Here is a 22,665-nt window from a genome sequence, read left to right on the forward strand (position 1 = left end):
TAAGCGCCATGCGGTACACTGACATTGCCATTATCGGCGGGGCACTTTCCGGCTCGACCGCCGCCGCAATGCTCGGCCGTGCCGGCATTTCGACGGCGCTGATCGACCCGCACGAGACCTATCCGGCCGATTTTCGCGTCGAAAAACTCAGCGGTCACACCCAGGTCGAGCGATTCTTGCGGACCGGAATCGGAGAATCGGTGCTGCGCCGTGCGACTTTTGCCGGCGAGAACTGGATCGCGCGATTCGGCCACCTGCTCGACAAGGCGCCGAGCCGGCAGTTCAACATCCTCTACGATTCGCTGGTCAACGCGGTTCGAGACGAAATCCCCGAGACGGTCGAGCGGATCTGCGCCAAGGCCGTGTCGGTCGAGACGAGTCCGGAGCGGCAGAAGGTCGTGCTCTCCAACGACGAGACGATCTCGGCCCGCCTGGTCGTGCTCGCAAACGGTCTGAATGTCGGCCTGCGCCACTAACTCGGCATCGGGCGCAAAATCATCAGCGCCTGCCATTCGATCTCGATCGGGTTCGACATCGTGCCTGCGGGACGGACGTCGTTCGATTTCCCGGCGCTGACCTATTTCTCGGAGCGGCCGAGCGACCGCATTCCCTACATCTCGCTGTTTCCGATCGGCACGCGGATGCGCGCCAACCTGTTCGTCTATCGCGCCTTCGACGATCCCTGGCTGCGCGAGCTGCGCCGGGCACCGGCCGAGACGCTGGACGTCGCACTGCCGCGGCTGAAGCGCATCACCGGCGCATTCGACATCCCCGGCGAGATGAAGATCCGCCCGGTCGATCTCTATGTGAACGATGCACGCGGCCAGCCCGGCCTCGTGCTGGTGGGCGATGCCTTTTCGACCTCCTGCCCTGTTGCCGGCACCGGCTGCGACAAGGTCTTCACCGACGTCGAGCGGCTCTGCAACGTCTATGTCCCGCGATGGCTCGCCTCCGACGGGATGGATACGGACAAGACCGCCGCCTTCTACGACGACCCGGTCAAGCGGGCCTGCGATGAATGGTCGGCGGCGAAGGCGTTCGACTTCCGCTCGGTTTCAATCGGCACAAGCCCCCACTGGACGGCACAGCGCTGGGCGCGCTTCATCGCCTGGTCGGCTCAGGGGCTGTTGCGGCCACTTGGAGGAACGTTTCATCTGGAGCCGAACTTTCTCGGTCACTCCTCCGCGTCGTCGTCCTCGTCCTCGATATCGTCTTCATCTTCGTCGTCATCGTCGCTGTCGTCGTCGGCGTGAGCAGCAGTGCCATGCGGCTGGTGGGTCTGGTCGTTCCACAGCTTGCGATAGGTGCCGTTCTTGGCGAGCAGCCCGGCGTGCGAGCCGCGCTCGATCGCCCTGCCCCCTGAAATCACGATGATCTCGTCCATCTCGACCACCGAGGTCAGGCGGTGGGTCGACCAGATCATGGTGCGGCCCTTGGCGACCTTCAGCAGGGTGCGGTTGATCGCGGCCTCCGTGGTCTGGTCCAGCGCCGAGGTCGCCTCGTCCAGGAGCAGCACGGAAGGGTTGCGGATGATCGCACGCGCGATCGCGATGCGCTGGCGCTGGCCGCCCGACAGGGTATCGCCGCGCTCACCGACCGGCGTGTCGTATCGCTGCGGCAGGCTCATGATGTAGCGGTGGATCTCGGCCTTCTTGGCCGCCTCCTCCACCTCTTCGTCGGTCGCGCCCTCCTTGCCGAGGCGGATGTTCTCGCGGATCGACATGTTGAACAGCATGTTCTCCTGGAACACGACGGCCATGCTCCGGCGTAGCGAGTCCAGCGTTACCTTGCGGACGTCGACGCCGTCGATGGTGACGCGCCCCTCGTCGGGCACGTAGAGCCGCAGGATCAAATTGAGCAGCGTGCTCTTGCCGGAGCCGCTGGGACCGACGATGGCGATGCGCTTGCCGACATCGAACCTGAGGCTGAGATTGTCGAGCACCGGCGTCTGGCTGCCTTCGTACTGGAACGTGACGCGGTCGAAGGTGATATCGTGGGTGACGCGCGGCAGATCCGGCGCGCCCGGGCGATCGGCGCTGCGCGTCGGTTCGTCGAGCAGCTCCTGCATGTGGCGGATCGCGGCAGCCGAGGAGATCGACACCGGGATGAAATGCATCACATGGGCAATGTTGTAGGAGACCTCCCAGAACGCGCTTTCGAAGGTGACGAAGGTGCCGATGGTGATCTGACCCTTGGTCGCCAGATACGCGCCGATCGCGAGCACCACGAGGTGCAAGAGCAGCACCGAGATGGTGACCGTCCGCTCCACCATGGTCGACAGGAACGCCGCCGACGCCATCCTGTTGCGCGTCTCGTCGTTGCGGAAGGAAAAGAAGCCGAACATCCTGCGTTGCAGACTGAACGCCTTGATCACGGCCTGGGCCGCGACGTTCTCCTGCACCATGCCGAGCAGCGCGGATTCATTGAGCTTCTGCTCGTAATTCGCCTGCACCGCCTTCGGCGTGAGCATGCGCGGACCGATCAGCGTAATCGGAAACACGAGGAGCGCGACCACCGCGAGCTGCCAGTTGAGGAAGAACATCAGGATGATGCCGGCGATCAACTCCAGGAACGGCAGCGCCGCGCTGTTGGAGAAGGTCTTGACCGAGCCCTCGAAGGCCGCGAGATCGACGGAGAAGCGCGACAGGATCTCGCCGCGCTTGGTGCGGCCAAAATAGGCCGCCGGCAGGTCCTGGACATGCTCGAACAGCCGCTTGCGGACGTCGGAGATGATGCAGGCCGCGAGCCGCGCGTCCCAGCGCTCGTACCAGACCGCGACGATCGAGGTGAAGATGCCGGCAGCTGCGAGCACGCCGAGGATCTTGTAGAGCGCCTGGAAGTCTTCCTCGCCGAGCGCATCATCGATCAGGAATTTCAGGCTGAGCGGCATGATGACGTTGAACAGCGTCTCGACGAAGACGCCGAACGCCACGAATGACAGCATTCGCTTGTAGTTCGTCAGGTAGGGTTTGACGAAACCCAGGATGGTCGCGAGCGCGCCGGCGGCTTCGCGCGCCGTAAAGACGACGAGGTCCTCGTCCTCATCGTCGTCGAGCTCCAGCTCGTCGTCCTCGTCTTCGTCGTTCTCGTCGTCTTCCAGCTCGGGCTTGTCGCCAGCCACGAGCTTGTCCTTGAGCTCGGCCGTCTCTTCAGCAGTGAGCTTCTGTTTGTCGGGCGAGAGAGGCTTGGACGCCATGAAACCAACCGATGCTGACGGCCGGCATGACCGCAGAGAAACCAGAAAATAGCGGCAACCGCCATTGCACCGATTCTATGCGATCAGGATCAATTCGGCAAAGCAATTGGCGAATTCATCCGATCCTGCGGCTAGTCCTCGTCCTCGACCTTGTCGAAGAAGGAATAGCGCAAGCTGTCCGCGTCGGCGTACCACCGGCCCGGGCCCTTGTCGGCGGCGAGCGTCGCCTCCCAGAGCGCATCGGTGCAGTCGTTGCGGTGCATCGACAGATCGAAGCCGTTGCCGAAGAACAGTTCGGACCATTCCCACCAGGTGCCGAGCTTCTTGACCCCGCGCAACAGGTCGTAGCGGTCGATCAGCGCAGGCGCCATGTCCGAAGTGATCGAGCCGAACACGAGTCCGGTCTTGACCACGCGGTTCAGCTCCTTGATCGCGCGGACCACCTGCTTCGGGGAAACATGGCAGAGGCTGGTCTCGAACACGAAGTCGAACGCGCCGTCCTTGAACGGCATGTCGAGGATCGAGCCGAGCTTGTTGTACTTCCTCAGCGCCTTCGGCGTCCTGGCGTGGATGGCGCGATTGTTCTCGATGCCCCAGGCGTCGATGCCGCGCTCACGTAGCACGCCGACCAACTCGCCGCTGGCGGAGCCCGCGACCAGCAGCTTGGCGCCCTTCGCTTTGCCCCAGACGATGCCGATCAGTCTTGTGAGATAGTCGGGATCGGTGAACTCGCGCCACGCCTCGCTATAGGGGCCGAGGCCGCGATAGCTCTCGAAATAGTCGCGGTCGATTTTGTCGGACACCGGCTTGTCGCCCTGCGCACGCTCGCGGCGCAGCCGCATCATCTCCGTCAGGATGATGTCGGTCGCCGCATCCGAGGAGTCGAGCAGGCCGTTCAGCGTCGAATCGAACAGATAGTCGCCGACCACCACGATGCCGGGATGCTCCTTCGGCTCCGGCCGGTGATTGGTCATGACGTCGCGCACGGGCAGACCGCCCGGAATCGCGTTCACCGACGACAGCCAGCGGTGGATCTTGCCTTCCATGAAATGCGCACGTGCATCACCGAGCGAAGCCGGTAACGATTTCAGCGCGGCATCGATCAGCTCCTGGTCCGACAAATTGGCGAAGGCCAGCGCATCGGAACCGGGAATGAGCCAGTTCAGGACGCCGTGCTTGCCGACGTCGTGGCGCGCGCCCTCATTGTAGACGCAGCAGCCGCCGAAGGCTTCCGACATGAACCAGGCGCCGGCGATCTTGTCGCCCCAGAACGGCGTATCGAACAGGATCGAGACACGCAGATAATGCGCGGGACGGTCGAAATAGGAGACGTGCTTGACCATCGACTTGCGGAGCTGCTCGCCTTTCCAGCCGACGGTCCCAAGCCAGGAATGCGGCAGGCAGACCAGCACGAGATCGAAGTCGCGCGTCTCCGGCCCCTTGCCGTTCATCATCTTGAGCTGATAGCGGCCGGTCGGCGCCTTGCCGACGGTGAGCACGCGGTGATTGAGCTGGATGTCGGCATTAACCTCCGACTGAAGGCACTCGATGATCTGCTCGTTGCCGTTCTGGATGGAATAGAGGCCGATATAGCCCTCGACATCCATCAGGTAATTCTTGAGCGCGTTGAGCCCGTTGGTGTTGTGGCTCTCGGTGGCAATATCGGAGCGCGCCAGCACCTTGAAGAAACGCTTTGCCGTTTCGTCCTCGACCTCCTCGTCGAGCACCTGCTCGGCGGTCTTGTAGGCCCAGGGGTTCTCGTTGTCGTGCGCGCCGACGCCCTCGTAGTACTCGATCGGCGACATCTTTTCGGCGCAGCGCTCGCGGAACGCCTCGATCGCCGCCGCGGTCTTGGCACCGTATTTGCGGCGCATGCCCGCCACGTCATTAAGGAGCTCGCCGCCGAACTGGACCTGTTCCGCGTCCATCGGAATGGTCTGCAAACCGAAATGCTGGATCAGCTCGCGCAGTGGGTCCGGGCCGGTCATCGAGTAGTCGTAGATCTCGGCGACGCCGGCCTCGTACATCGCGGGCGCGGAATCGAATTTGCGCGTGACGATCTTGCCGCCGAGCCGGTCGGAGGCCTCATAGATGGTGACGCGGCAGAGGTCCCCGAGCTTGCGCTTCAGATACCAGGCGCTCATCAGCCCGCCGGGGCCGCCGCCTACGATTGCGAGATCAAGCATGTGAGTTCCGTGGTCTCCGGCCCTGCCCCTGCCATGGGACCACCGGTCTAAGCGCCCCTAACAGAAGCGCTTTTTAGCCTGAAGGAAAGATGAACAAAGGTTGATCCTGCATCGCAGCAAGCAAACAAAGCAGCAAAAAGGCCGGCTTACGCCGGCCTTTTCATTGTCCTCGGTATTCCTACGGATGCCCCATCATTCCGCTGGCGGGAGCGCCATCGGCTCGACTTCCGGCGCGGGCGATACGACGGCCGCCTGCTTCTCGCGCTCGTCGAGGATCATCTTGTCGCGCTTCACGGCGACTTCGCGGATCTTGGCCATGGAGGCGCCGGTGCCTGCCGGGATCAGCCGGCCGACGATGACGTTCTCCTTGAGGCCCTCGAGCGGATCGACCTTGCCGTTGACCGCCGCTTCCGTGAGGACGCGGGTGGTCTCCTGGAACGAGGCCGCCGAGAAGAAGGAGCGGGTCTGAAGGCTCGCCTTGGTGATGCCGAGCAGAACCGGCGTACCCGTGGCGATTTTCTTGCCCTCTTCCTTGGCCTTCTCATTGATCTGGTCGAACTCGATCTTGTCGATCTGCTCGCCCGAGATCATGTCGGTGTCGCCCTGGTCGGTGACTTCGACCTTCTGGAGCATCTGACGGACAATCACCTCGATGTGCTTGTCGTTGATGAGCACGCCCTGAAGTCGGTAGACCTCCTGGATCTCGTTGACCAGATAGGCCGCGAGCTCCTCGATGCCCTTGACCGCCAGGATGTCGTGCGGTGCCGGGTTGCCTTCGACGATGAAGTCGCCCTTTTCGACGACGTCACCGTCCTGAAGGTGGATGTGCTTGCCCTTCGGGATCAGGTACTCGCGTGCCTCGTCGGTCTTGTCCATCGGCTCGATCGAGATGCGACGCTTGTTCTTGTAGTCGCGCCCGAACCGGATGGTGCCCGCGATTTCGGCGATGATCGCCGCATCCTTCGGACGCCGTGCCTCGAACAGTTCCGCCACCCGCGGCAGACCGCCGGTGATGTCGCGCGTCTTGGCGCTCTCGGTCGAGACACGGGCGAGGATGTCGCCCGCCTGGACCTTGGCTCCGATGTCGACCGACAGAATGCCGTCGACCGACAGCATGTAGCGGGCATCGCCGCCACGGGTGAGCTTGAGCACCTTGCCGTCCTTGCCCTTGACCACGATGGCCGGACGCAGGTCCCCGCCGCCGCGCATCGAGCGCCAGTCGATGACCACGCGCTTGGCGATACCGGTGGCTTCGTCCAGCGTTTCCGTGATCGACTGCCCCTCGACCAGATCCTCGAAGCCGATGGTGCCTTCGACCTCGGTGAGAAGCGGACGGGTGTAGGGATCCCACTCGGCGATGCGCTGGCCGCGCTTGACCGTGTCGCCCTCGTCGATATGCAGGCGCGAACCGTACTGAATACGGTGCGTCGCACGCTCGGTGCCGTCGGCATCGACGATCGCCACCACCATGTTGCGCACCATCGCGACCAGGTTGCCTTCGCTGTTGCGGGCGATGGCCTTGTTCCTGATCACGATCTTGCCGTCGAAGTTGGATTCGACGAACGATTGCTCGTTGAGCTGCGCCGCACCGCCGATGTGGAAGGTGCGCATGGTGAGCTGGGTACCCGGCTCGCCGATCGACTGCGCCGCGATGACGCCGACCGCTTCGCCGTGGTTGACCGGCGTGCCGCGGGCGAGGTCGCGGCCGTAGCACTTGCCGCAGATGCCGTTGACGAGCTCGCAGGTCAGCGCCGAGCGGATCTTCACCTCCTGGACGCCACCCTGGTGGATGGCATCCAGATGGCTCTCTTCCATCAGCGTGCCGCGCTTGATGATCACCTTGCCCGAGCTGTCACGCACGTCGTCGCAGGCCGTGCGTCCGAGGATGCGCGAGCCGAGCGAAGCGACCACGGTGCCGGCATCGACGATGGCGCGCATCTTGATGCCGAGCTTGGTGCCGCAATCGTCCTGCGTGATGATGCAATCCTGCGCCACGTCGACCAGACGCCGCGTCAGGTAGCCGGAGTTCGCGGTCTTCAACGCGGTGTCCGCGAGGCCCTTGCGGGCGCCGTGGGTCGAGTTGAAGTACTCGAGCACCGAGAGGCCTTCCTTGAAGTTCGAGATGATCGGCGTCTCGATGATCTCGCCCGACGGCTTGGCCATCAGGCCGCGCATGCCGGCGAGCTGGCGCATCTGCGCCGGCGAACCGCGCGCACCGGAGTGCGCCATCATGTAGATCGAGTTGATGTCGGCATCCGCTCCGTTCGCCGTCTTCTTGGTGGAGGAGATCTCCTTCATCATCGCCTTGGCGATTTCCTCGGTCGCCTTCGACCAGGCGTCGACGACCTTGTTGTACTTCTCGCCATGGGTGATCAGACCGTCATTGTACTGCTGCTCGAAATCCTTCGCCAGCGTACGGGTGGTATCGACGATCTTCCACTTGGAGTGCGGCACGACCATGTCGTCCTTGCCGAACGAGATGCCGGCCTTGAACGCGTTATAGAAGCCGAGCGCCATGATGCGGTCGCAGAAGATCACCGTCTCCTTCTGACCGCAGTGGCGGTAGACCTGGTCGATCACGCCGGAGATTTCGCGCTTGGTCATCAGCTTGTTGATGATCTCGTACGAAATTCTCGGGTTCTTCGGCAGGAGATTGCCGAGCATGACGCGACCTGCGGTGGTCTCGATCCAGCGCGTTGAGACCTTGCCGGTCTCATCCATGCCTTGCCACCGGTACTTGATCTTGGTGTGGAGGTGGATGACCTTCGCGTGCAGGGCATGCTCGAGCTCGGCCATCTCGCCGAACCTCTTGCCTTCGCCAGGCAGACCTTCACGCATGATCGAGACGTAATACAGACCGAGCACGATGTCCTGCGACGGCACGATGATCGGCTGACCGTTCGCCGGATGCAGGATGTTGTTGGTCGACATCATCAGCACGCGCGCTTCCAGCTGCGCTTCGAGCGACAGCGGAACGTGCACGGCCATCTGGTCGCCGTCGAAGTCGGCGTTGAAGGCCGCGCAGACCAGCGGGTGGAGCTGGATCGCCTTGCCCTCGATCAGCACCGGCTCGAACGCCTGGATGCCGAGGCGATGCAACGTCGGAGCGCGGTTGAGCAGCACCGGATGCTCGCGGATCACCTCGTCCAGGATGTCCCAGACCTCGGGCCGCTCCTTCTCGACGAGCTTCTTCGCCTGCTTCACGGTGGTGGACAGGCCCTTGGCGTCAAGCCGCGAATAGATGAACGGCTTGAACAGCTCGAGCGCCATCTTCTTCGGCAGGCCGCACTGATGCAGGCGCAGCTCGGGACCGACCACGATCACCGAACGGCCCGAATAGTCGACGCGCTTGCCGAGCAGGTTCTGACGGAACCGGCCCTGCTTGCCCTTGAGCATGTCGGCGAGCGACTTCAGCGGGCGCTTGTTGGCGCCGGTGATGACGCGACCGCGGCGGCCGTTGTCGAACAGCGCGTCGACGGCCTCCTGAAGCATGCGCTTCTCGTTGCGGATGATGATGTCGGGAGCGCGCAGCTCCATCAGCCGCTTCAAGCGATTGTTGCGGTTGATGACGCGGCGATAGAGATCGTTGAGGTCCGACGTCGCGAAGCGGCCGCCGTCCAGCGGCACCAGCGGACGCAGATCCGGCGGGATCACCGGAACGACGGTCAGGATCATCCATTCCGGCTTGTTGCCGGAGTGGCGGAACGCTTCAACGATCTTCAGGCGCTTCGCGAGCTTCTTGTGCTTGATGTCGGAGTCGGTCTCATGCATCTCCGCACGCAGGGTCACCTCGAGCTTCTCGAGGTCCATGCCCTTGAGCAACTCGCGGATCGCTTCCGCGCCGATCATGGCGGTGAAGGAGTCCTGGCCGTACTCGTCCTGCGCCTTCAGATACTCGTCTTCCGACAGCAGTTGGCGGTCCTTCAGCGCGGTGAGGCCCGGCTCAAGAACGACGTAGTATTCGAAGTAGAGGATCCGCTCGAGATCCTTCAGCGTCATGTCGAGCAGGAGGCCGATGCGCGAGGGCAGCGACTTCAGGAACCAGATGTGGGCGACGGGGGCTGCGAGCTCGATATGGCCCATGCGCTCGCGCCGGACGCGCGACAGCGTGACCTCGACCGAGCACTTCTCGCAGATGATGCCCTTGTACTTCATGCGCTTGTACTTGCCGCACAAGCACTCGTAATCCTTGATCGGTCCGAAGATGCGCGCGCAGAACAGGCCGTCGCGCTCGGGCTTGAAGGTGCGGTAGTTGATGGTCTCCGGCTTCTTGATCTCGCCGTACGACCAGGACAGAATCTTCTCTGGAGACGCGATCGAAATCCGGATCTGGTCGAAGACCTGAGCCGGAGTCGTCGGGTTAAAGAGATTCATAATTTCTTGGTTCATCGTCTTCTCCTCGCGTGCCGGTCGCCTCCGGCAGCAAATTCGAAAATCACTGTGCGGGGCGCCCTGCCCTCAAGTCTCGGGATGGAGCGCCGATGCCCGGCCGAGCCGGCCGGGCATGATAGATCGCGTTACTCGGCCGCTTCCGCCGTTCCCGGCCCGACCTTGGAATTGTGCAGATCGACGTTGAGGCCGAGCGAGCGCATTTCCTTGACCAGCACGTTGAACGATTCCGGAATACCGGCCTCGAAAGTGTCGTCGCCACGAACGATCGCCTCGTACACCTTGGTACGGCCGGCGACGTCGTCCGACTTCACGGTCAGCATCTCCTGGAGCGTGTAGGCCGCGCCGTAAGCTTCGAGCGCCCATACTTCCATTTCGCCGAAGCGCTGGCCGCCGAACTGCGCCTTGCCGCCCAGCGGCTGCTGGGTGACGAGCGAGTACGGACCGATCGAGCGCGCGTGGATCTTGTCGTCGACGAGATGGTGCAGCTTGAGCATGTAGATGTAGCCCACCGTCACCTTGCGATCGAACGGATCGCCGGTGCGGCCGTCATAGACGGTCGACTGACCCGAAGCGTCGAGACCCGCGAGCTTCAGCATCTCCTCGATGTCGGCTTCCTTGGCGCCATCGAACACCGGCGTCGCGATCGGCACGCCGTGGCTCAGATTGCGGCCGAGCTCGATCAGTTCGCCGTCGTTGAGCGACTTGATCGTCTCGTCCTCGCCGTAGACCTTCTTCAAGGTTTCCTTCAGCGGCTTGATGTCCTGCTTCGACAAATACGCATCGACCGTCTGGCCGATACGCTTGCCGAGGCCGGCGCAGGCCCAGCCGAGATGCGTCTCGAGAATCTGCCCGACGTTCATGCGCGAAGGCACGCCGAGCGGATTGAGCACGATGTCGGCATGCGTACCGTCCTCGAGGAACGGCATGTCCTCGATCGGCACGATCTTCGACACCACGCCCTTGTTGCCGTGGCGGCCGGCCATCTTGTCGCCGGGCTGGATCTTGCGCTTCACCGCGACGAAGACCTTGACCATCTTCATCACGCCGGGCGGCAATTCGTCGCCGCGCTGAAGCTTCTCGACCTTGTCGAGGAAGCGCTGCTCGAGCCCCTTCTTCGACTCGTCATACTGCTTCCGCATGGCCTCGATCTCGGCCATCAGCTTGTCGTTCGGCGAGGCAAACAGCCACCACTGCGACTTCGGATACTCCTCGAGCACCGCACGGGTGATCTTGGTGTCCTTCTTGAAGCCCTTCGGACCCGCGATGCCCTGCCGTCCCTCGAGCAGCTCGGCGAGACGGTTGTAGACGTTGCGGTCGAGGATCGCCTGCTCGTCGTCGCGGTCCTTGGCCAGACGCTCGATCTCTTCCCGCTCGATCGCCAGCGCACGCTCGTCCTTGTCGACGCCGTGACGGTTGAACACGCGCACTTCGACGATGGTGCCCTGCACGCCCGGAGGCACTCGGAGCGAGGTGTCGCGGACGTCGGAGGCCTTCTCGCCGAAGATGGCGCGCAGAAGCTTCTCTTCCGGCGTCATCGGGCTCTCGCCCTTCGGCGTGATCTTGCCGACCAGGATGTCGCCGGCGCGCACTTCCGCGCCGATGTACACGATGCCCGCTTCGTCGAGGTTCTTCAGCGCTTCTTCCGAGACGTTCGGAATGTCGCGGGTGATTTCCTCAGGTCCGAGCTTGGTGTCGCGGGCCATCACCTCGAACTCCTCGATGTGGATCGAGGTGAAGACGTCTTCCTTCACAATCCGCTCGGAGAGCAGGATCGAGTCTTCGAAGTTGTAGCCGTTCCAAGGCATGAACGCGACCAGCACGTTGCGCCCCAGAGCGAGCTCGCCGAGATCGGTCGACGGGCCGTCGGCGATGATGTCGCCCTTCTTGACGATGTCGCCAACCTTCACCAGCGGCCGCTGGTTGATGCAGGTCGACTGGTTGGAGCGCTGGTACTTCATCAACCGGTAGATATCGACGCCCGACTTGGTCGGATCGAGATCTTCGGTCGCACGGATGACGACGCGGGTCGCGTCGATCTGGTCGATCACGCCCGAGCGGCGTGCCGCGATCGCGGCACCCGAGTCACGGGCGACCACGCCTTCCATGCCGGTGCCGACGAACGGCGCCTCGGCGCGAACCAGCGGCACCGCCTGGCGCTGCATGTTCGAGCCCATCAGCGCGCGGTTGGCGTCGTCGTTCTCGAGGAACGGGATCAGCGCGGCTGCGACCGAAACGAGCTGCTTCGGCGACACGTCCATGTAGTCGACCTTGTCCGGCGTCACCGGCAGCACTTCGCCGGCGTGACGGCAGACCACGAGGTCTTCGGTGAAGCGGCCCTTCGGATCGAGCGGCACGTTGGCCTGCGCGACCGTGTAGCGGCCCTCTTCCATTGCCGAGAGGTACACGACCTCGTCGGTGACGCGGCCGTCCTTGACCTTGCGGTAAGGCGTCTCGACGAAGCCGTACTTGTTCACGCGCGCGAAGGTGGCGAGCGAGTTGATCAGGCCGATGTTCGGACCTTCCGGCGTCTCGATCGGGCAGATGCGGCCGTAATGCGTCGGATGCACGTCGCGCACCTCGAAGCCGGCACGCTCGCGGGTCAGACCGCCCGGTCCAAGCGCCGAGAGACGGCGCTTGTGGGTGATCTCCGACAGCGGGTTGGTCTGGTCCATGAACTGCGAGAGCTGCGAGGAGCCGAAGAACTCGCGCACGGCGGCAGCCGCCGGCTTGGCGTTGATCAGGTCCTGCGGCATGACCGTGTCGATGTCGACCGAGGACATGCGCTCCTTGATCGCGCGCTCCATGCGCAGCAGGCCGATGCGGTACTGGTTCTCCATGAGCTCGCCGACCGAACGCACACGGCGGTTGCCGAGATGGTCGATGTCGTCGATCTCGCCCTTGCCGTCGCGCAGGTCCACTAGCGTCTTGATGACGGAGAGGATGTCTTCCTTGCGCAGCGTACGCTGGGTATCGGGCGCATCGAGGTCGAGGCGCATGTTCATCTTGACGCGGCCGACCGCGGACAGGTCGTAGCGCTCGGCGTCGAAGAACAGCGACTGGAACATCGCCTGCGCCGAATCCAGCGTCGGCGGCTCGCCCGGACGCATCACGCGGTAGATGTCGAACAGCGCGTCCTCGCGCGTCATGTTCTTGTCGGCCGAGAGCGTGTTGCGGATGTAGGCGCCGACATTGACGTGGTCGATGTCGAGCAGCGGCAGCTCCTTGTAGCCCTGCTCGTTGAGGGCCTTCATGGACTTGTCGGTGATCTCTTCACCGGCTTCCGCGTGGATCTCGCCGGTCTTGGGATTGACGAGGTCCTCGGCCAGGTAGTTGCCGACGAGCTCCTCATCCGACAGGCGCAGCGCCTTCAGCCCCTTCTCCTGCATCTGACGCGCACCGCGAACGGTGAGCTTCTTGCCGGCCTCGAGCACGACCTTGCCGGTATCGGCGTCGATCAGGTCGTTGATGGTCGAATAGCCGCGGAACCGGTTGGCGTCGAACGGAACGCGCCAGCCTTCCTTGGTCCGCTTGTATTGGATCTTCTTGTAGAACGTGCTGAGGATCGCCTCGCCGTCAAGGCCGAGCGCGAACATCAGCGACGTCACCGGAAGCTTGCGGCGACGGTCGATGCGCGCATAGACGATGTCCTTGGCGTCGAACTCGATGTCGAGCCAGGAGCCGCGATACGGGATGACGCGGGCGGCGAACAACAGCTTGCCCGAGGAGTGGGTCTTGCCCTTGTCGTGGTCGAAGAACACGCCGGGCGAACGGTGCATCTGCGAGACGATGACGCGCTCGGTGCCGTTGACGATGAAGGTGCCGTTCATCGTCATGAGCGGGATGTCGCCCATGTAGACGTCCTGCTCCTTGATGTCCTTCACCGACTTCGCGCCGGTTTCCTCGTCGATATCAAACACGATGAGGCGCAGCGTCACCTTGAGCGGCGCAGCGAAGGTCATACCGCGCTGGCGGCACTCGTCGACGTCGTATTTCGGCGGCTCGAACTCGTAGCGGACGAACTCCAGCATCGAGGTGCCCGAGAAGTCCGAGATCGGAAACACCGAGCGGAACACCGCCTGCAAGCCTTCGTCCGACCGCCCGCCCTGCGGTTCGTCGACCATCAGGAACTGGTCATAGGACGCCTTCTGAACCTCGATGAGGTTCGGCATCTCGGCGACTTCCTTGATGTGTCCGAAGAACTTGCGAACGCGTTTGCGACCGGTGAATGTCTGCTGCGCCATCGTGGCCTCTCATTTCGTCGCCCGCTCTGGGCGCGGCGTCCAGGACGCGGCTGCCGCCGCTCCCCGGGTTGAATTTTTCGAACCCGTCTTGGAGGGCCAAAGACCCAGTTTCAGGCGGGAATGTCCTGAATCTGTTCTTCAGACCTTCAAAACGCAAAACGACGCGCGGGGCGCATAGGCGCGCCCGCCCGTCACAACGATCATTTTCACGGACTGCAAAAGCCCGAAATAGCCTGCTCTCCCAACGGCTTACAGGGAAAATCTGGCATCCCTGACACCGCGCTTTCGTGCTGTCGAACCGATATGGGGCGACAATAGTGGAGATTCGAGGGGTAAACCCTCAAATCCCCACACTTTTTCGTGTTTGGCCTGCGTCGGGACGTTCCGTCGCACGCCTTTTGCATCCAGCCCGCTTCTCCCGACCGGATACCGGCCGCCGAAATTGCGGGTCGGGATCCCGGGTCTCGCTCGCGCTCGCCCGGGATCTCGATCAAGCAAGCTTGGCTTACTTGAGCTCGACCTTCGCACCAGCCTTCTCGAGCTGGGCCTTGATCTTGTCGGCCTCGTCCTTGTTCACGCCTTCCTTGACAGGCTTCGGCGCGCCCTCGACGAGGTCCTTTGCTTCCTTCAGGCCCAGGCCGGTGATGGCGCGGACTTCCTTGATGACTTCGATCTTCTTGTCGCCAGCGGCGGCGAGAACGACCGTGAACTCGGTCTTCTCTTCAACCGGAGCGGCGGCAGCGCCACCAGCAGCCGGGCCAGCCACCGCGACGGCGGCAGCGGCGGACACGCCCCACTTCTCTTCGAGGAGCTTCGCGAGTTCGGCAGCCTCGAGCACGGTGAGGCCCGAGAGGTCGTCAACGATCTTCTGCAAGTCAGCCATTGTTCAGTTTCCTTGAGTGTAAGTCTGGTTCGGGTTTGAGTTTTGCGAAGGGCGTCAGGCCGCTTCGCCCTTTGAGGCATGAGCCTGGATGACGCGCGCGAGCTTGCCCGCAGGCGCGTTGGCGAGCTGGGCCAGCTTGGTCGCCGGGGCCACGATGAGGCCGACGATCTTGGCGCGCAGTTCGTCAAGCGACGGCAGCGAGGCAAGTGCCTTCACGCCGTCGACATTCAGGACGGTCTTTCCCATCGAGCCGCCGACGATGATGAACTTTTCGTTCGTCTTGGCGAATTCGACGGCGACCTTTGGCGCCGCTACCGGATCGTTCGAAGTCGCGATCACGGTCGGCCCCTTCAGCATGGGACCGATGGCAACGACGTCAGTGCCTTCAAGAGCAATTTTGGCGAGACGGTTCTTCGAGACCTTCACCGAGGCGCCAGCCTGCTTCATCTGCATGCGCAGCTTCTGCATCTGGACAACGGTGAGGCCGGAATATTGAGCAACGACCGCGACGCTCGTGGTCTTGAAGACCCCATTGAGCTGTTCGACCGCCTCTTTTTTTGCCGCTCGTTCCACAGCAAGCTCTTTCCGGTTGGCAGTCGTCGCGAAAAGCGGGACCGCCGGGTTGCACCCATCGTCCCACCCAAACCTGAACCTCTGGGTCAAAACCCTTTGGACACGCCGGGGCGAGACAACGATTAAAGCCTGCCCTCCCGAGACCTTTTGGGCCCACGGGGTGTGTCGAGGTCCGAACCAGACCCATTTCGCACCTGCCCGAAAGCGGAATACGACGTGAAATCCGGTCTTCACCCGTCTATGCAGGCCATGCGATTAAGCCGTTGAGAAATCGAAATTCCCCGCGGGCGCCTGCAGTCTTGGACAGGACAAGGTCAGCCGGCAAACCGTCCGACCCCTGCTCGCCTTCCACCAGCCGATGGGTTTTCCTTCCTTTTCCGGCAAATCCTCGCGGACGTCCTGAAAAGGAATGATCTCCTGTCGTACCGGGTTTTCGGAATGCGTGCACGAACGTGCCCGCTACGGCCAGCACGTCCGGAGCCGGTTCTTTAACCGCTCTGGGCCGGCTTGCCAAGAGCAAAATTCACACCAGTTCCAATCGATTGCAGACAAGGCTTGATGCGCCCCGAAAGGACCGATTCAGGCGATTTTGACAGCGTGCGGCAGCCGCTGGCCCGCAAAAAATGCGCTCAGATTCGCCAGAACGCAGTTCTGCATGGCGAAGTGCGATTCGAGGGTGTGGCCGCCGATATGCGGGGCCAGCACGGCGTTGGGCAGCGCCGTCAGCGCATCGGGCGCGTGCGGCTCCTTCTCGTAGACGTCGAGGCCGGCGCCGGCGATGGTCTTGTCGGTCAGCGCCGCGACGAGGGCCTTCTCGTCGATCACCGAGCCGCGGGAGATGTTGACGACATAGCCGTCCGCGCCCAGGCGCCTGAGGATATCAGCGTTGACGGCGTGCTGGGTCTCGGCGCCGGCGCGGACCGCGATCATCAGCACGCTGCACCAGTCGGCGAGCGCCTCCAGGGTCGGGAAATATTGATACGGCAAATCGTGCTTGCTGCGGCTGAAATAGCCGACCTCGCTCTCGAAGGCGGCACAGCGCGCCGCGATCTTGCGGCCGATCTCGCCCATGCCGTAGACGCCGATGCGACGGCCGGGCATCCCGGCCTGCGGCCGCATCATCGGCGACTGTTTCGCGCCTGCCCAATCGCCGCTGCGGACATAGTGGTCGGCGACCAGGATCCGCCGCGTCGCCGCGAGCATCAGGGTCATCGCGATGTCGGCAACCGAGGCTGCATTGGCGCCGGGGCTGTGGCCGACCGCAATGTTGCGCGCGGCTGCCGCCGTCAGGTCGATGCCGTCATAGCCGGTGCCGTAACAGACGACCGCGCCAAGCTTCGGAAACAGGTCCATCGCCTCCGCGTCGAGCGGCGTGCCGCCGGCGGTGAGCATCGCGCGAATGCCGGCGAGTTCCTCGGCCGGAAACACCTCCCGCGCCGGCATGCCGCCGGTGTCCAGCAGCTCGAATCGCTCGGCGAACCGCGCCATCATCGTCTTTGGAAAGCGCGAGTAGATCAGGACCTTGTCAGCCATTGTTCTTGTTTCCAGTGAACGCCATCACAAACGAAAGGGGCGGAATTGGTTGCCCAATTCCGCCCCTCGCCTCATGCAATTCTCGAACCTTAGCCGAGGCAAACCTTAGCCGAGGATGGTGCCGGGCTCGACCTTCACGCCGGGGCCCATCGTCGAGGACACCGCAACGCGCTGGATGTAGGTGCCCTTGGAGCCCGCCGGCTTTGCCTTGGAGACCGCGTCCGCGAGCGCCTTGATGTTCTCGACCAGCTTGTCCTCGGAGAACGAGGCCTTGCCGACGCCGGCCTGCAAGATGCCGGCCTTCTCGACGCGAAACTCGACCGAGCCGCCCTTGGCGCCCTTGACGGCGTTGGTGACGTCCATGGTCACGGTGCCGATCTTCGGGTTCGGCATCAGGCCGCGCGGGCCGAGCACCTTACCGAGACGGCCGACCAGCGGCATCATGTCGGGGGTGGCGATGCAGCGGTCGAAATCGATCGAGCCGTTTTGCACCTTCTCGACCAGATCTTCGGCGCCGACGACGTCGGCACCGGCAGCCTTGGCTTCATCCGCCTTTGCGCCACGGGCAAACACGCCGACGCGGAGCGTACGGCCGGTGCCGTTCGGCAAGGTCACGACGCCACGGACCATCTGGTCGGCGTGACGAGGGTCGACGCCGAGATTGATCGCGATCTCGATCGTCTCGTCGAACTTCGATTTGGCGCGCTCCTTGACCATCTTGATGGCGTCCGCGAGCGGATAAAGCTTTTCGCGATCAACCCCTTCGCGGGCTTTCTTCAAACGCTTTCCGATTGCCATGACCGTTTACCCCGCCACTTCCAGACCCATCGAACGGGCAGAGCCCTCGACCATCTTCATGGCCGATTCGATGGTGTCGCAATTGAGATCCTTCATCTTCTTCTCGGCGATCTCGCGCACCTGCGCTTTGGTCACCGCGCCGGCCTTGTCACGGCCCGGCGCCTTCGAGCCGGACTGGATCTTTGCAGCCTGCTTGAGGAAGAAGGACATCGGGGGCGTCTTCATCTCGAAGGTGAACGAACGATCGGCGTAGATCGTGATCACCACGGGAATCGGGGTGTTCTTCTCTTCCTTCTGGGTCTGGGCGTTGAACGCCTTGCAGAACTCCATGATGTTGAGACCGCGCTGACCAAGCGCGGGACCGATCGGGGGCGAAGGATTCGCCGCACCGGCCGGGACCTGAAGCTTCAGGTATCCGGTCACTTTCTTTGCCATGTATCACTCCTGTTGTGCCGGCAGATCGCCGGCGGTTTCAGGTTCGTGGTCTGGGTCGGGTGCGGTTGGCGACCGCCCTCTCCCTCCCACGGCCTATTTCGCGCCAAGCCCTTAAGCTTCGCACGTCGTCCGATCAGACCTTCTCCACCTGACCGAATTCCAGTTCGACCGGCGTGGCGCGACCGAAGATCGACACCGCGACCTTCACGCGCGAGCGCGCCTCGTCGATTTCCTCGACCACACCCGAGAACGAGGCGAACGGGCCATCGGCCACGCGCACGTTCTCGCCGATCTCGAACGACACCGAGGCCTTCGGCCGTTCCACGCCCTCCTGCACCTGGTGCAGGATGCGCATCGCCTCGGCCTCCGAAATCGGCATCGGCTTGTTCTCGGCGCCGAGGAAGCCCGTCACCTTCGGCGTGTTCTTGATCAGATGAAACGCCTCATCGGTCAGCTTCATCTTCACCAGCACGTAGCCCGGAAAGAACTTCCGCTCGGCGTCGATCTTGCGGCCGCGGCGCACTTCCGTGACCTTTTCGGTCGGCACCAGCACCAGCTCGAACAGCTCCTCGAGCCCGCGCTGCTTGGCCTGCTCGCGGATCGATTCGGCGACCTTCTTCTCGAAGTTCGAATAGGCGTGGACGATGTACCAGCGCTTGTCAGACAATTGAGCCGTTGCTGTTGCCATCAGTGAATGCCCAAAAGGAAGGTGATGAGGTAGCGAATGATCTGGTCGGCGGCGAAGAAGAAGATCGACGCCACCGCAACCATGACGAACACCATGATGGTGGTGATCGTCGTCTCGCGGCGGGTTGGCCAGGTGACCTTGGCGGTCTCCGAGCGCACTTCCTGCAAGAATTTGAACGGGCTGACTGCCATCGTTTGATGTCCAACGTCCGTCGTGAGACGCGAATGAATTTCAGGGATCCGAACAGCCGCCGTTGGCCCAGCCCTCTGTCTTGAAGGATGAGCCGGAAACCGGGCTCGATTGTTCGGGGATTTCAAAGCCGCGCCGGAAATCCGTATCTCAACGGGCCGGCTGCGAGTGCGGGGTAGATACTGCGGATGGGCCCAAACGTCAAGGTATCGCCGGACCGGAGGGAGGATCGAGAGCCTTCACCGCCTCTGACAGAGCCGATCCGGATCAAGGGCTTATCCGGCTCCCATGAACCGCGGCACTAGCTTCTGATCTTATGGGTCGGGTTTAGCTGGCAGGAGTGGCAGGGCTCGAACCTGCGACCCCCGGTTTTGGAGACCGGTGCTCTACCAATTGAGCTACACTCCTACAGTCCCGCGTCGCCGCGGGTCAGGCGGGCTTTCAAGCACAGGGGGCAGCCGGATTGCAAGGGAGAAGCGCGCCAGGTTCGCTTGTTTGTGCCGGAGCTTCTGCGCCACAGTCACTCCCGATAATAAAGAGCAACCGGGAGTGACCATGACTGCCCAAGCCGTCTCTCAAGCCGCGGCGATGACGCCGAAAACCCCGCCTTTGCCCGAGGCCAAGCCGGAAACGTTGGGCCTGTCGCGGCCCCGCCTCCAAGCCATGTCGGACGCCTTCAAGCGCGAGATCGACAAGGGAACCGTTCCCGGCGTCACCGTGCTGGTGGCCCGGCGCGGCCAGGTCGGCTGGTTCGAGGCGCTTGGCAAGCAGAGCCCGGCTGGCTCGGCGCCGATGGCGCGTGATTCGATTTTCCGCATCTTCTCGATGACCAAGCCGATCGTGTCGGTCGGCATCATGGCGCTGGTCGAGGACGGCCACCTCCTCCTCAGCGACGCGGTCGCGAAATTCATCCCGGAATTCGCCAACCAGAAGGTCGGGGTCGTCAGCGCTGGCAAGCTGGAACTGGTTCCGGCCAAGCGGGCGATGACGGTCCAGGACCTGCTGCGCCACACGTCTGGTTTGACTTACGAGCACCAGGGCGACGGTCCCGTGCACAAGATCTACCAGGACTCGCGGGTGCGCAGCCGCAGGATCACCAACGCCGAGCACGCCGCTCTCGTCGCAAGCTTCCCCCTCGTCTGTCATCCCGGCGCTGAATTCAACTACAGCCGCTCCACCGACATCCTCGGCCGCATCATCGAGGTCATCAGCGGCAAATCGCTCGGCGCATTTCTGACCGAGCGCATCCTCGCGCCGCTCCAGATGTCCGAGACCGGATTTTCGACCAGCGAGGCCAATGCTGGCCGGCTTGCCGAGCCGTTCACGGCCGATCCCAGGACCGGCGACAAGGTCGCTCTTTTCAATATGCTGGAGCAGCCGGTCATGGAGTCCGGCGGCGGCGGCCTGGTCTCGACCACTATGGACTATGCCCGCTTCGCGCTGATGCTGCGCAATGGCGGCACGCTCGACGGCAACAGGATCATCGGCCGCAAGACGCTGGAGCTGATGGCTTCCGATCACCTCGGGCCTGGCGTTGTGACTAACGGCACCCTGCTCGCCCCCGGGCACGGCTTTGGTCTCGGCTTCGCCGTGCGCAGGGACGCCGGCATCGCGCCGTTCCCCGGCAGCGTCGGCCAGTATTTCTGGAGCGGCATTGCGGGGACGTTCTTCTGGATCGACCCGAAGGAGGACCTGTTCGCGGTCTTCATGTCGCAGGGACCCGGACAGCGCGATTTTACGCGCACGCTGGTGCGCGATTTGGTTTACGCGGCGGTGGATTAGCGTCATTCCGGGGCGCTCGCATTTTTGCGAGCGCCCCGGAATCTCGAAGTTGCGGCACGAGATCCCGGGTTCACGCTTCGCGTGCCCCGGGATGACGCTTGCGCGTCAACTAATCGTCGCGCCGCCGTCGATCACCATGGTCTGGCCGGTCATGAAGTCGCCGGCCTTTGAGCCCAGGAACACGGCCGCGCCCGCGATCTCGTCGGGGATGCCGATGCGGAGCAGCGGCGAGCGCGCGGTCGAGGCCTTCAGATTCTCCGGGTTGTCCCACAGCGCTTTGGCGAAATCGGTCTTGATCAGGCCGGGCGCGATGCAGTTCACGCGGATGTTGTGCGGGCCGTATTCGCAAGCGAGGTTGCGCGCGAGCTGCATGTCGGCGGCCTTCGAGATCGCGTAGGCACCGAGGATGGTCGAGCCTTTGAGGCCTCCGATCGAGGAGACGATGATGACCGAGCCGTCCTTGCGCTCGATCATCTGCGGCACCACCATCGAGATCAGCCAGTTGTTGGCGACGATGTTGTTGTCGAGAATCTTGCGGAACTGATCGTCGGAGATGCCGGCGAGCGGGCCGTAATACGGATTCGACGCAGCGTTACACACCAGCACGTCGATCTTGCCGAAGGCGCGATTGCTCTCGTCGATGAGGTTTTGCAGATTTTCCTTCGACGAGATGTTCGCCGCAATCGCGACCGCCGTACCCTTGCCGAACTTGTCGTTGATCCCCTTCGCAACCTGGTCGCAGACGTCGGCCTTGCGCGAGGAGATCACCACCTTGGCGCCGTGCTCGGCCATGCGCTCGGCGATCGCCAGCCCGATGCCGCGCGTCGAGCCGGTGATGACGGCAACTTTCCCCTTCATGTCGAACAAGGTCATGTTTCTCTCCCACATTGTGATTTGAATTGGCCTGAGCTTACGCCGCGGTCGCGCGACCGGACAACGGCTCAGGCGAGCTTCTTGACTTCCGGACCCGCGAGCTGGTGCATCGCCGCATGCGCATCATCCGCGATCCACGGCTGCTGGTTCACCATTGGCAGTCGCCAGACCGTGCGATCGGGACTTGCAAAATAGTCGAGCCGCGTCACCGAGCAATTGTCGATGTCGAACGACAGCGCCCGCTCCGGCTGGCCGTCGAGCGCGAGCCCCAGCGCGGCCTTGATGGTCCCGCCATGGGCGACTGCGATCACGTCCTGCCCGGCAGCCTCCGCATTGATCCGCTCGATGATGCGGCGGGTGCGGTTGTAGAGGTCCATGAAACTTTCGCCGCCGGGCGCGGGCTCGTTGATGTCGGCGAACCAGCTGCTGCCCAACGGGCGGCTTGCGATGAAGGCGGCGCGGTTCATGCCCTGCCAGCGGCCGAGATTCTGCTCGGCGAGATCGGCCTCCCATGTCATGGTCGCGGGCCTCGGAAAGCCGGCCGCCCAGATCGCTTCCGCGGTCTGGTGCGTGCGCATCAGATTGCTCGAATACCAGACTGCATTGCGCGGCAGAACCTTCGCAACCGCATTGAACACGTAGGTGTCGCTGGTATCGCAGGCGAGGTCGCTCTGCCCGTAGATGTTGCCGCCGTCATTGCGCACCGGCGCGTGACGGACCCACCACCATCGTGTCGTGACCACATTCGGCTTTTCTGCGGCTGCCATCGAAACCCTTCCATCCCGTGTAATGTCGCTGTACGTCAGTGACGAACGTGTCTCAAGACACTTTACCGTTTGAAATCTTGTTTGAAATTCCGTCGCGCGGCAAGCGTCGCGCGAGCAGCACAAGGGAGC

14 protein-coding genes, 1 tRNA gene and 1 pseudogene are annotated in these 22,665 nt (G+C 63.2%); 2 read left to right on the forward strand and 14 right to left on the reverse strand.

Translation table 11 applies throughout. The features are described from left to right. Positions 1–8 precede the first annotated feature (8 nt). Positions 9–1,253 (forward strand): annotated as a pseudogene (locus tag IVB18_RS30550) (NAD(P)/FAD-dependent oxidoreductase). Here IVB18_RS30550 and IVB18_RS30555 read toward each other — a convergent pair. From IVB18_RS30555 to IVB18_RS30610, 12 genes are all read right to left on the reverse strand, one after another. After that, the gene (locus tag IVB18_RS30555; protein WP_247984072.1) at positions 1,175–3,196 is read right to left on the reverse strand and encodes an ABC transporter ATP-binding protein; all 2,022 of its coding nucleotides are present in this window, start codon (positions 3,194–3,196) and stop codon (positions 1,175–1,177) included. The pseudogene IVB18_RS30550 and the gene IVB18_RS30555 overlap by 79 nt on opposite strands. A 131-nt stretch (positions 3,197–3,327) precedes the next feature. Next, positions 3,328–5,382 carry an FAD-dependent oxidoreductase gene (locus IVB18_RS30560; RefSeq protein WP_247984073.1) on the reverse strand — a complete coding sequence of 685 codons (2,055 nt, stop codon included), beginning with the start codon at positions 5,380–5,382 and terminating at the stop codon, positions 3,328–3,330. Positions 5,383–5,574: 192 nt separating this feature from the next. After that, positions 5,575–9,771: a DNA-directed RNA polymerase subunit beta' gene (gene rpoC, locus IVB18_RS30565; protein WP_247984074.1), complete on the reverse strand. Its 4,197-nt coding sequence runs from the start codon at positions 9,769–9,771 to the stop codon at positions 5,575–5,577. Between the two features lie 128 nt (positions 9,772–9,899). Next, entirely contained in the window at positions 9,900–14,015 is a 4,116-nt protein-coding gene (rpoB, locus tag IVB18_RS30570; RefSeq protein ID WP_247984075.1) for a DNA-directed RNA polymerase subunit beta, read from the reverse strand. Between the two features lie 505 nt (positions 14,016–14,520). Next, positions 14,521–14,898 (reverse strand): 50S ribosomal protein L7/L12, encoded by a 378-nt coding sequence (gene rplL / locus IVB18_RS30575; RefSeq protein WP_247984076.1) that lies wholly within the window; start codon positions 14,896–14,898, stop codon positions 14,521–14,523. A gap of 54 nt (positions 14,899–14,952) precedes the next feature. Next, positions 14,953–15,471: a 50S ribosomal protein L10 gene (gene rplJ / locus IVB18_RS30580; protein WP_247984077.1), complete on the reverse strand. Its 519-nt coding sequence runs from the start codon at positions 15,469–15,471 to the stop codon at positions 14,953–14,955. A 579-nt stretch (positions 15,472–16,050) separates the two neighbouring features. Further along, entirely contained in the window at positions 16,051–17,004 is a 954-nt protein-coding gene (locus IVB18_RS30585) for a 2-hydroxyacid dehydrogenase (protein WP_247984078.1), read from the reverse strand. A 105-nt stretch (positions 17,005–17,109) separates the two neighbouring features. Further along, entirely contained in the window at positions 17,110–17,802 is a 693-nt protein-coding gene (gene rplA, locus IVB18_RS30590) for a 50S ribosomal protein L1 (protein WP_247984079.1), read from the reverse strand. A 6-nt stretch (positions 17,803–17,808) separates the two neighbouring features. Next, positions 17,809–18,237 (reverse strand): 50S ribosomal protein L11, encoded by a 429-nt coding sequence (gene rplK / locus IVB18_RS30595; RefSeq protein ID WP_045008228.1) that lies wholly within the window; start codon positions 18,235–18,237, stop codon positions 17,809–17,811. Between the two features lie 133 nt (positions 18,238–18,370). Beyond that, positions 18,371–18,925: a transcription termination/antitermination protein NusG gene (gene nusG, locus IVB18_RS30600; protein WP_007602985.1), complete on the reverse strand. Its 555-nt coding sequence runs from the start codon at positions 18,923–18,925 to the stop codon at positions 18,371–18,373. Then, positions 18,925–19,116, reverse strand: a complete 192-nt coding sequence (gene secE / locus IVB18_RS30605) for a preprotein translocase subunit SecE (RefSeq protein ID WP_007611620.1) — start codon at positions 19,114–19,116, stop codon at positions 18,925–18,927. The genes nusG and secE overlap by 1 nt, the downstream gene beginning before the upstream one ends. Positions 19,117–19,446: 330 nt before the next feature. Further along, positions 19,447–19,522 (reverse strand) — tRNA-Trp (locus IVB18_RS30610). Positions 19,523–19,669: 147 nt separating this feature from the next. On the opposite strand from IVB18_RS30610, the gene IVB18_RS30615 reads away from it, so the two are divergent. After that, positions 19,670–20,896: a serine hydrolase domain-containing protein gene (locus tag IVB18_RS30615; RefSeq protein ID WP_247984080.1), complete on the forward strand. Its 1,227-nt coding sequence runs from the start codon at positions 19,670–19,672 to the stop codon at positions 20,894–20,896. Between the two features lie 105 nt (positions 20,897–21,001). On the opposite strand, the gene IVB18_RS30620 is transcribed toward IVB18_RS30615, so the two are convergent. Continuing rightward, entirely contained in the window at positions 21,002–21,769 is a 768-nt protein-coding gene (locus tag IVB18_RS30620) for an SDR family oxidoreductase (RefSeq protein ID WP_247984081.1), read from the reverse strand. A 68-nt stretch (positions 21,770–21,837) separates the two neighbouring features. Then, on the reverse strand, positions 21,838–22,536 hold the full coding sequence (locus IVB18_RS30625; protein WP_247984082.1) for a histidine phosphatase family protein: 699 nt from the start codon (positions 22,534–22,536) through the stop codon (positions 21,838–21,840). Positions 22,537–22,665 lie beyond the last annotated feature (129 nt).

The organism is Bradyrhizobium sp. 186 (genome assembly GCF_023101685.1).
Classification (GTDB): Bacteria; Pseudomonadota; Alphaproteobacteria; order Rhizobiales; family Xanthobacteraceae; genus Bradyrhizobium.

Excerpts from the sequence above, each read along its gene's own strand:
- IVB18_RS30555 (WP_247984072.1), bottom strand. The coding sequence starts at position 3,196 with ATGGCGTCCAAGCCTCTCTCGCCCGACAAACAGAAGCTCACTGCTGAA.
- IVB18_RS30560 (WP_247984073.1), bottom strand. The coding sequence starts at position 5,382 with ATGCTTGATCTCGCAATCGTAGGCGGCGGCCCCGGCGGGCTGATGAGC.
- rpoC (WP_247984074.1), bottom strand. The coding sequence starts at position 9,771 with ATGAACCAAGAAATTATGAATCTCTTTAACCCGACGACTCCGGCTCAG.
- rpoB (WP_247984075.1), bottom strand. The coding sequence starts at position 14,015 with ATGGCGCAGCAGACATTCACCGGTCGCAAACGCGTTCGCAAGTTCTTC.
- rplL (WP_247984076.1), bottom strand. The coding sequence starts at position 14,898 with ATGGCTGACTTGCAGAAGATCGTTGACGACCTCTCGGGCCTCACCGTG.
- IVB18_RS30585 (WP_247984078.1), bottom strand. The coding sequence starts at position 17,004 with ATGGCTGACAAGGTCCTGATCTACTCGCGCTTTCCAAAGACGATGATG.
- rplA (WP_247984079.1), bottom strand. The coding sequence starts at position 17,802 with ATGGCAATCGGAAAGCGTTTGAAGAAAGCCCGCGAAGGGGTTGATCGC.
- rplK (WP_045008228.1), bottom strand. The coding sequence starts at position 18,237 with ATGGCAAAGAAAGTGACCGGATACCTGAAGCTTCAGGTCCCGGCCGGT.
- nusG (WP_007602985.1), bottom strand. The coding sequence starts at position 18,925 with ATGGCAACAGCAACGGCTCAATTGTCTGACAAGCGCTGGTACATCGTC.
- secE (WP_007611620.1), bottom strand. The coding sequence starts at position 19,116 with ATGGCAGTCAGCCCGTTCAAATTCTTGCAGGAAGTGCGCTCGGAGACC.
- IVB18_RS30615 (WP_247984080.1), top strand. The coding sequence starts at position 19,670 with ATGACTGCCCAAGCCGTCTCTCAAGCCGCGGCGATGACGCCGAAAACC.
- IVB18_RS30620 (WP_247984081.1), bottom strand. The coding sequence starts at position 21,769 with ATGACCTTGTTCGACATGAAGGGGAAAGTTGCCGTCATCACCGGCTCG.
- IVB18_RS30625 (WP_247984082.1), bottom strand. The coding sequence starts at position 22,536 with ATGGCAGCCGCAGAAAAGCCGAATGTGGTCACGACACGATGGTGGTGG.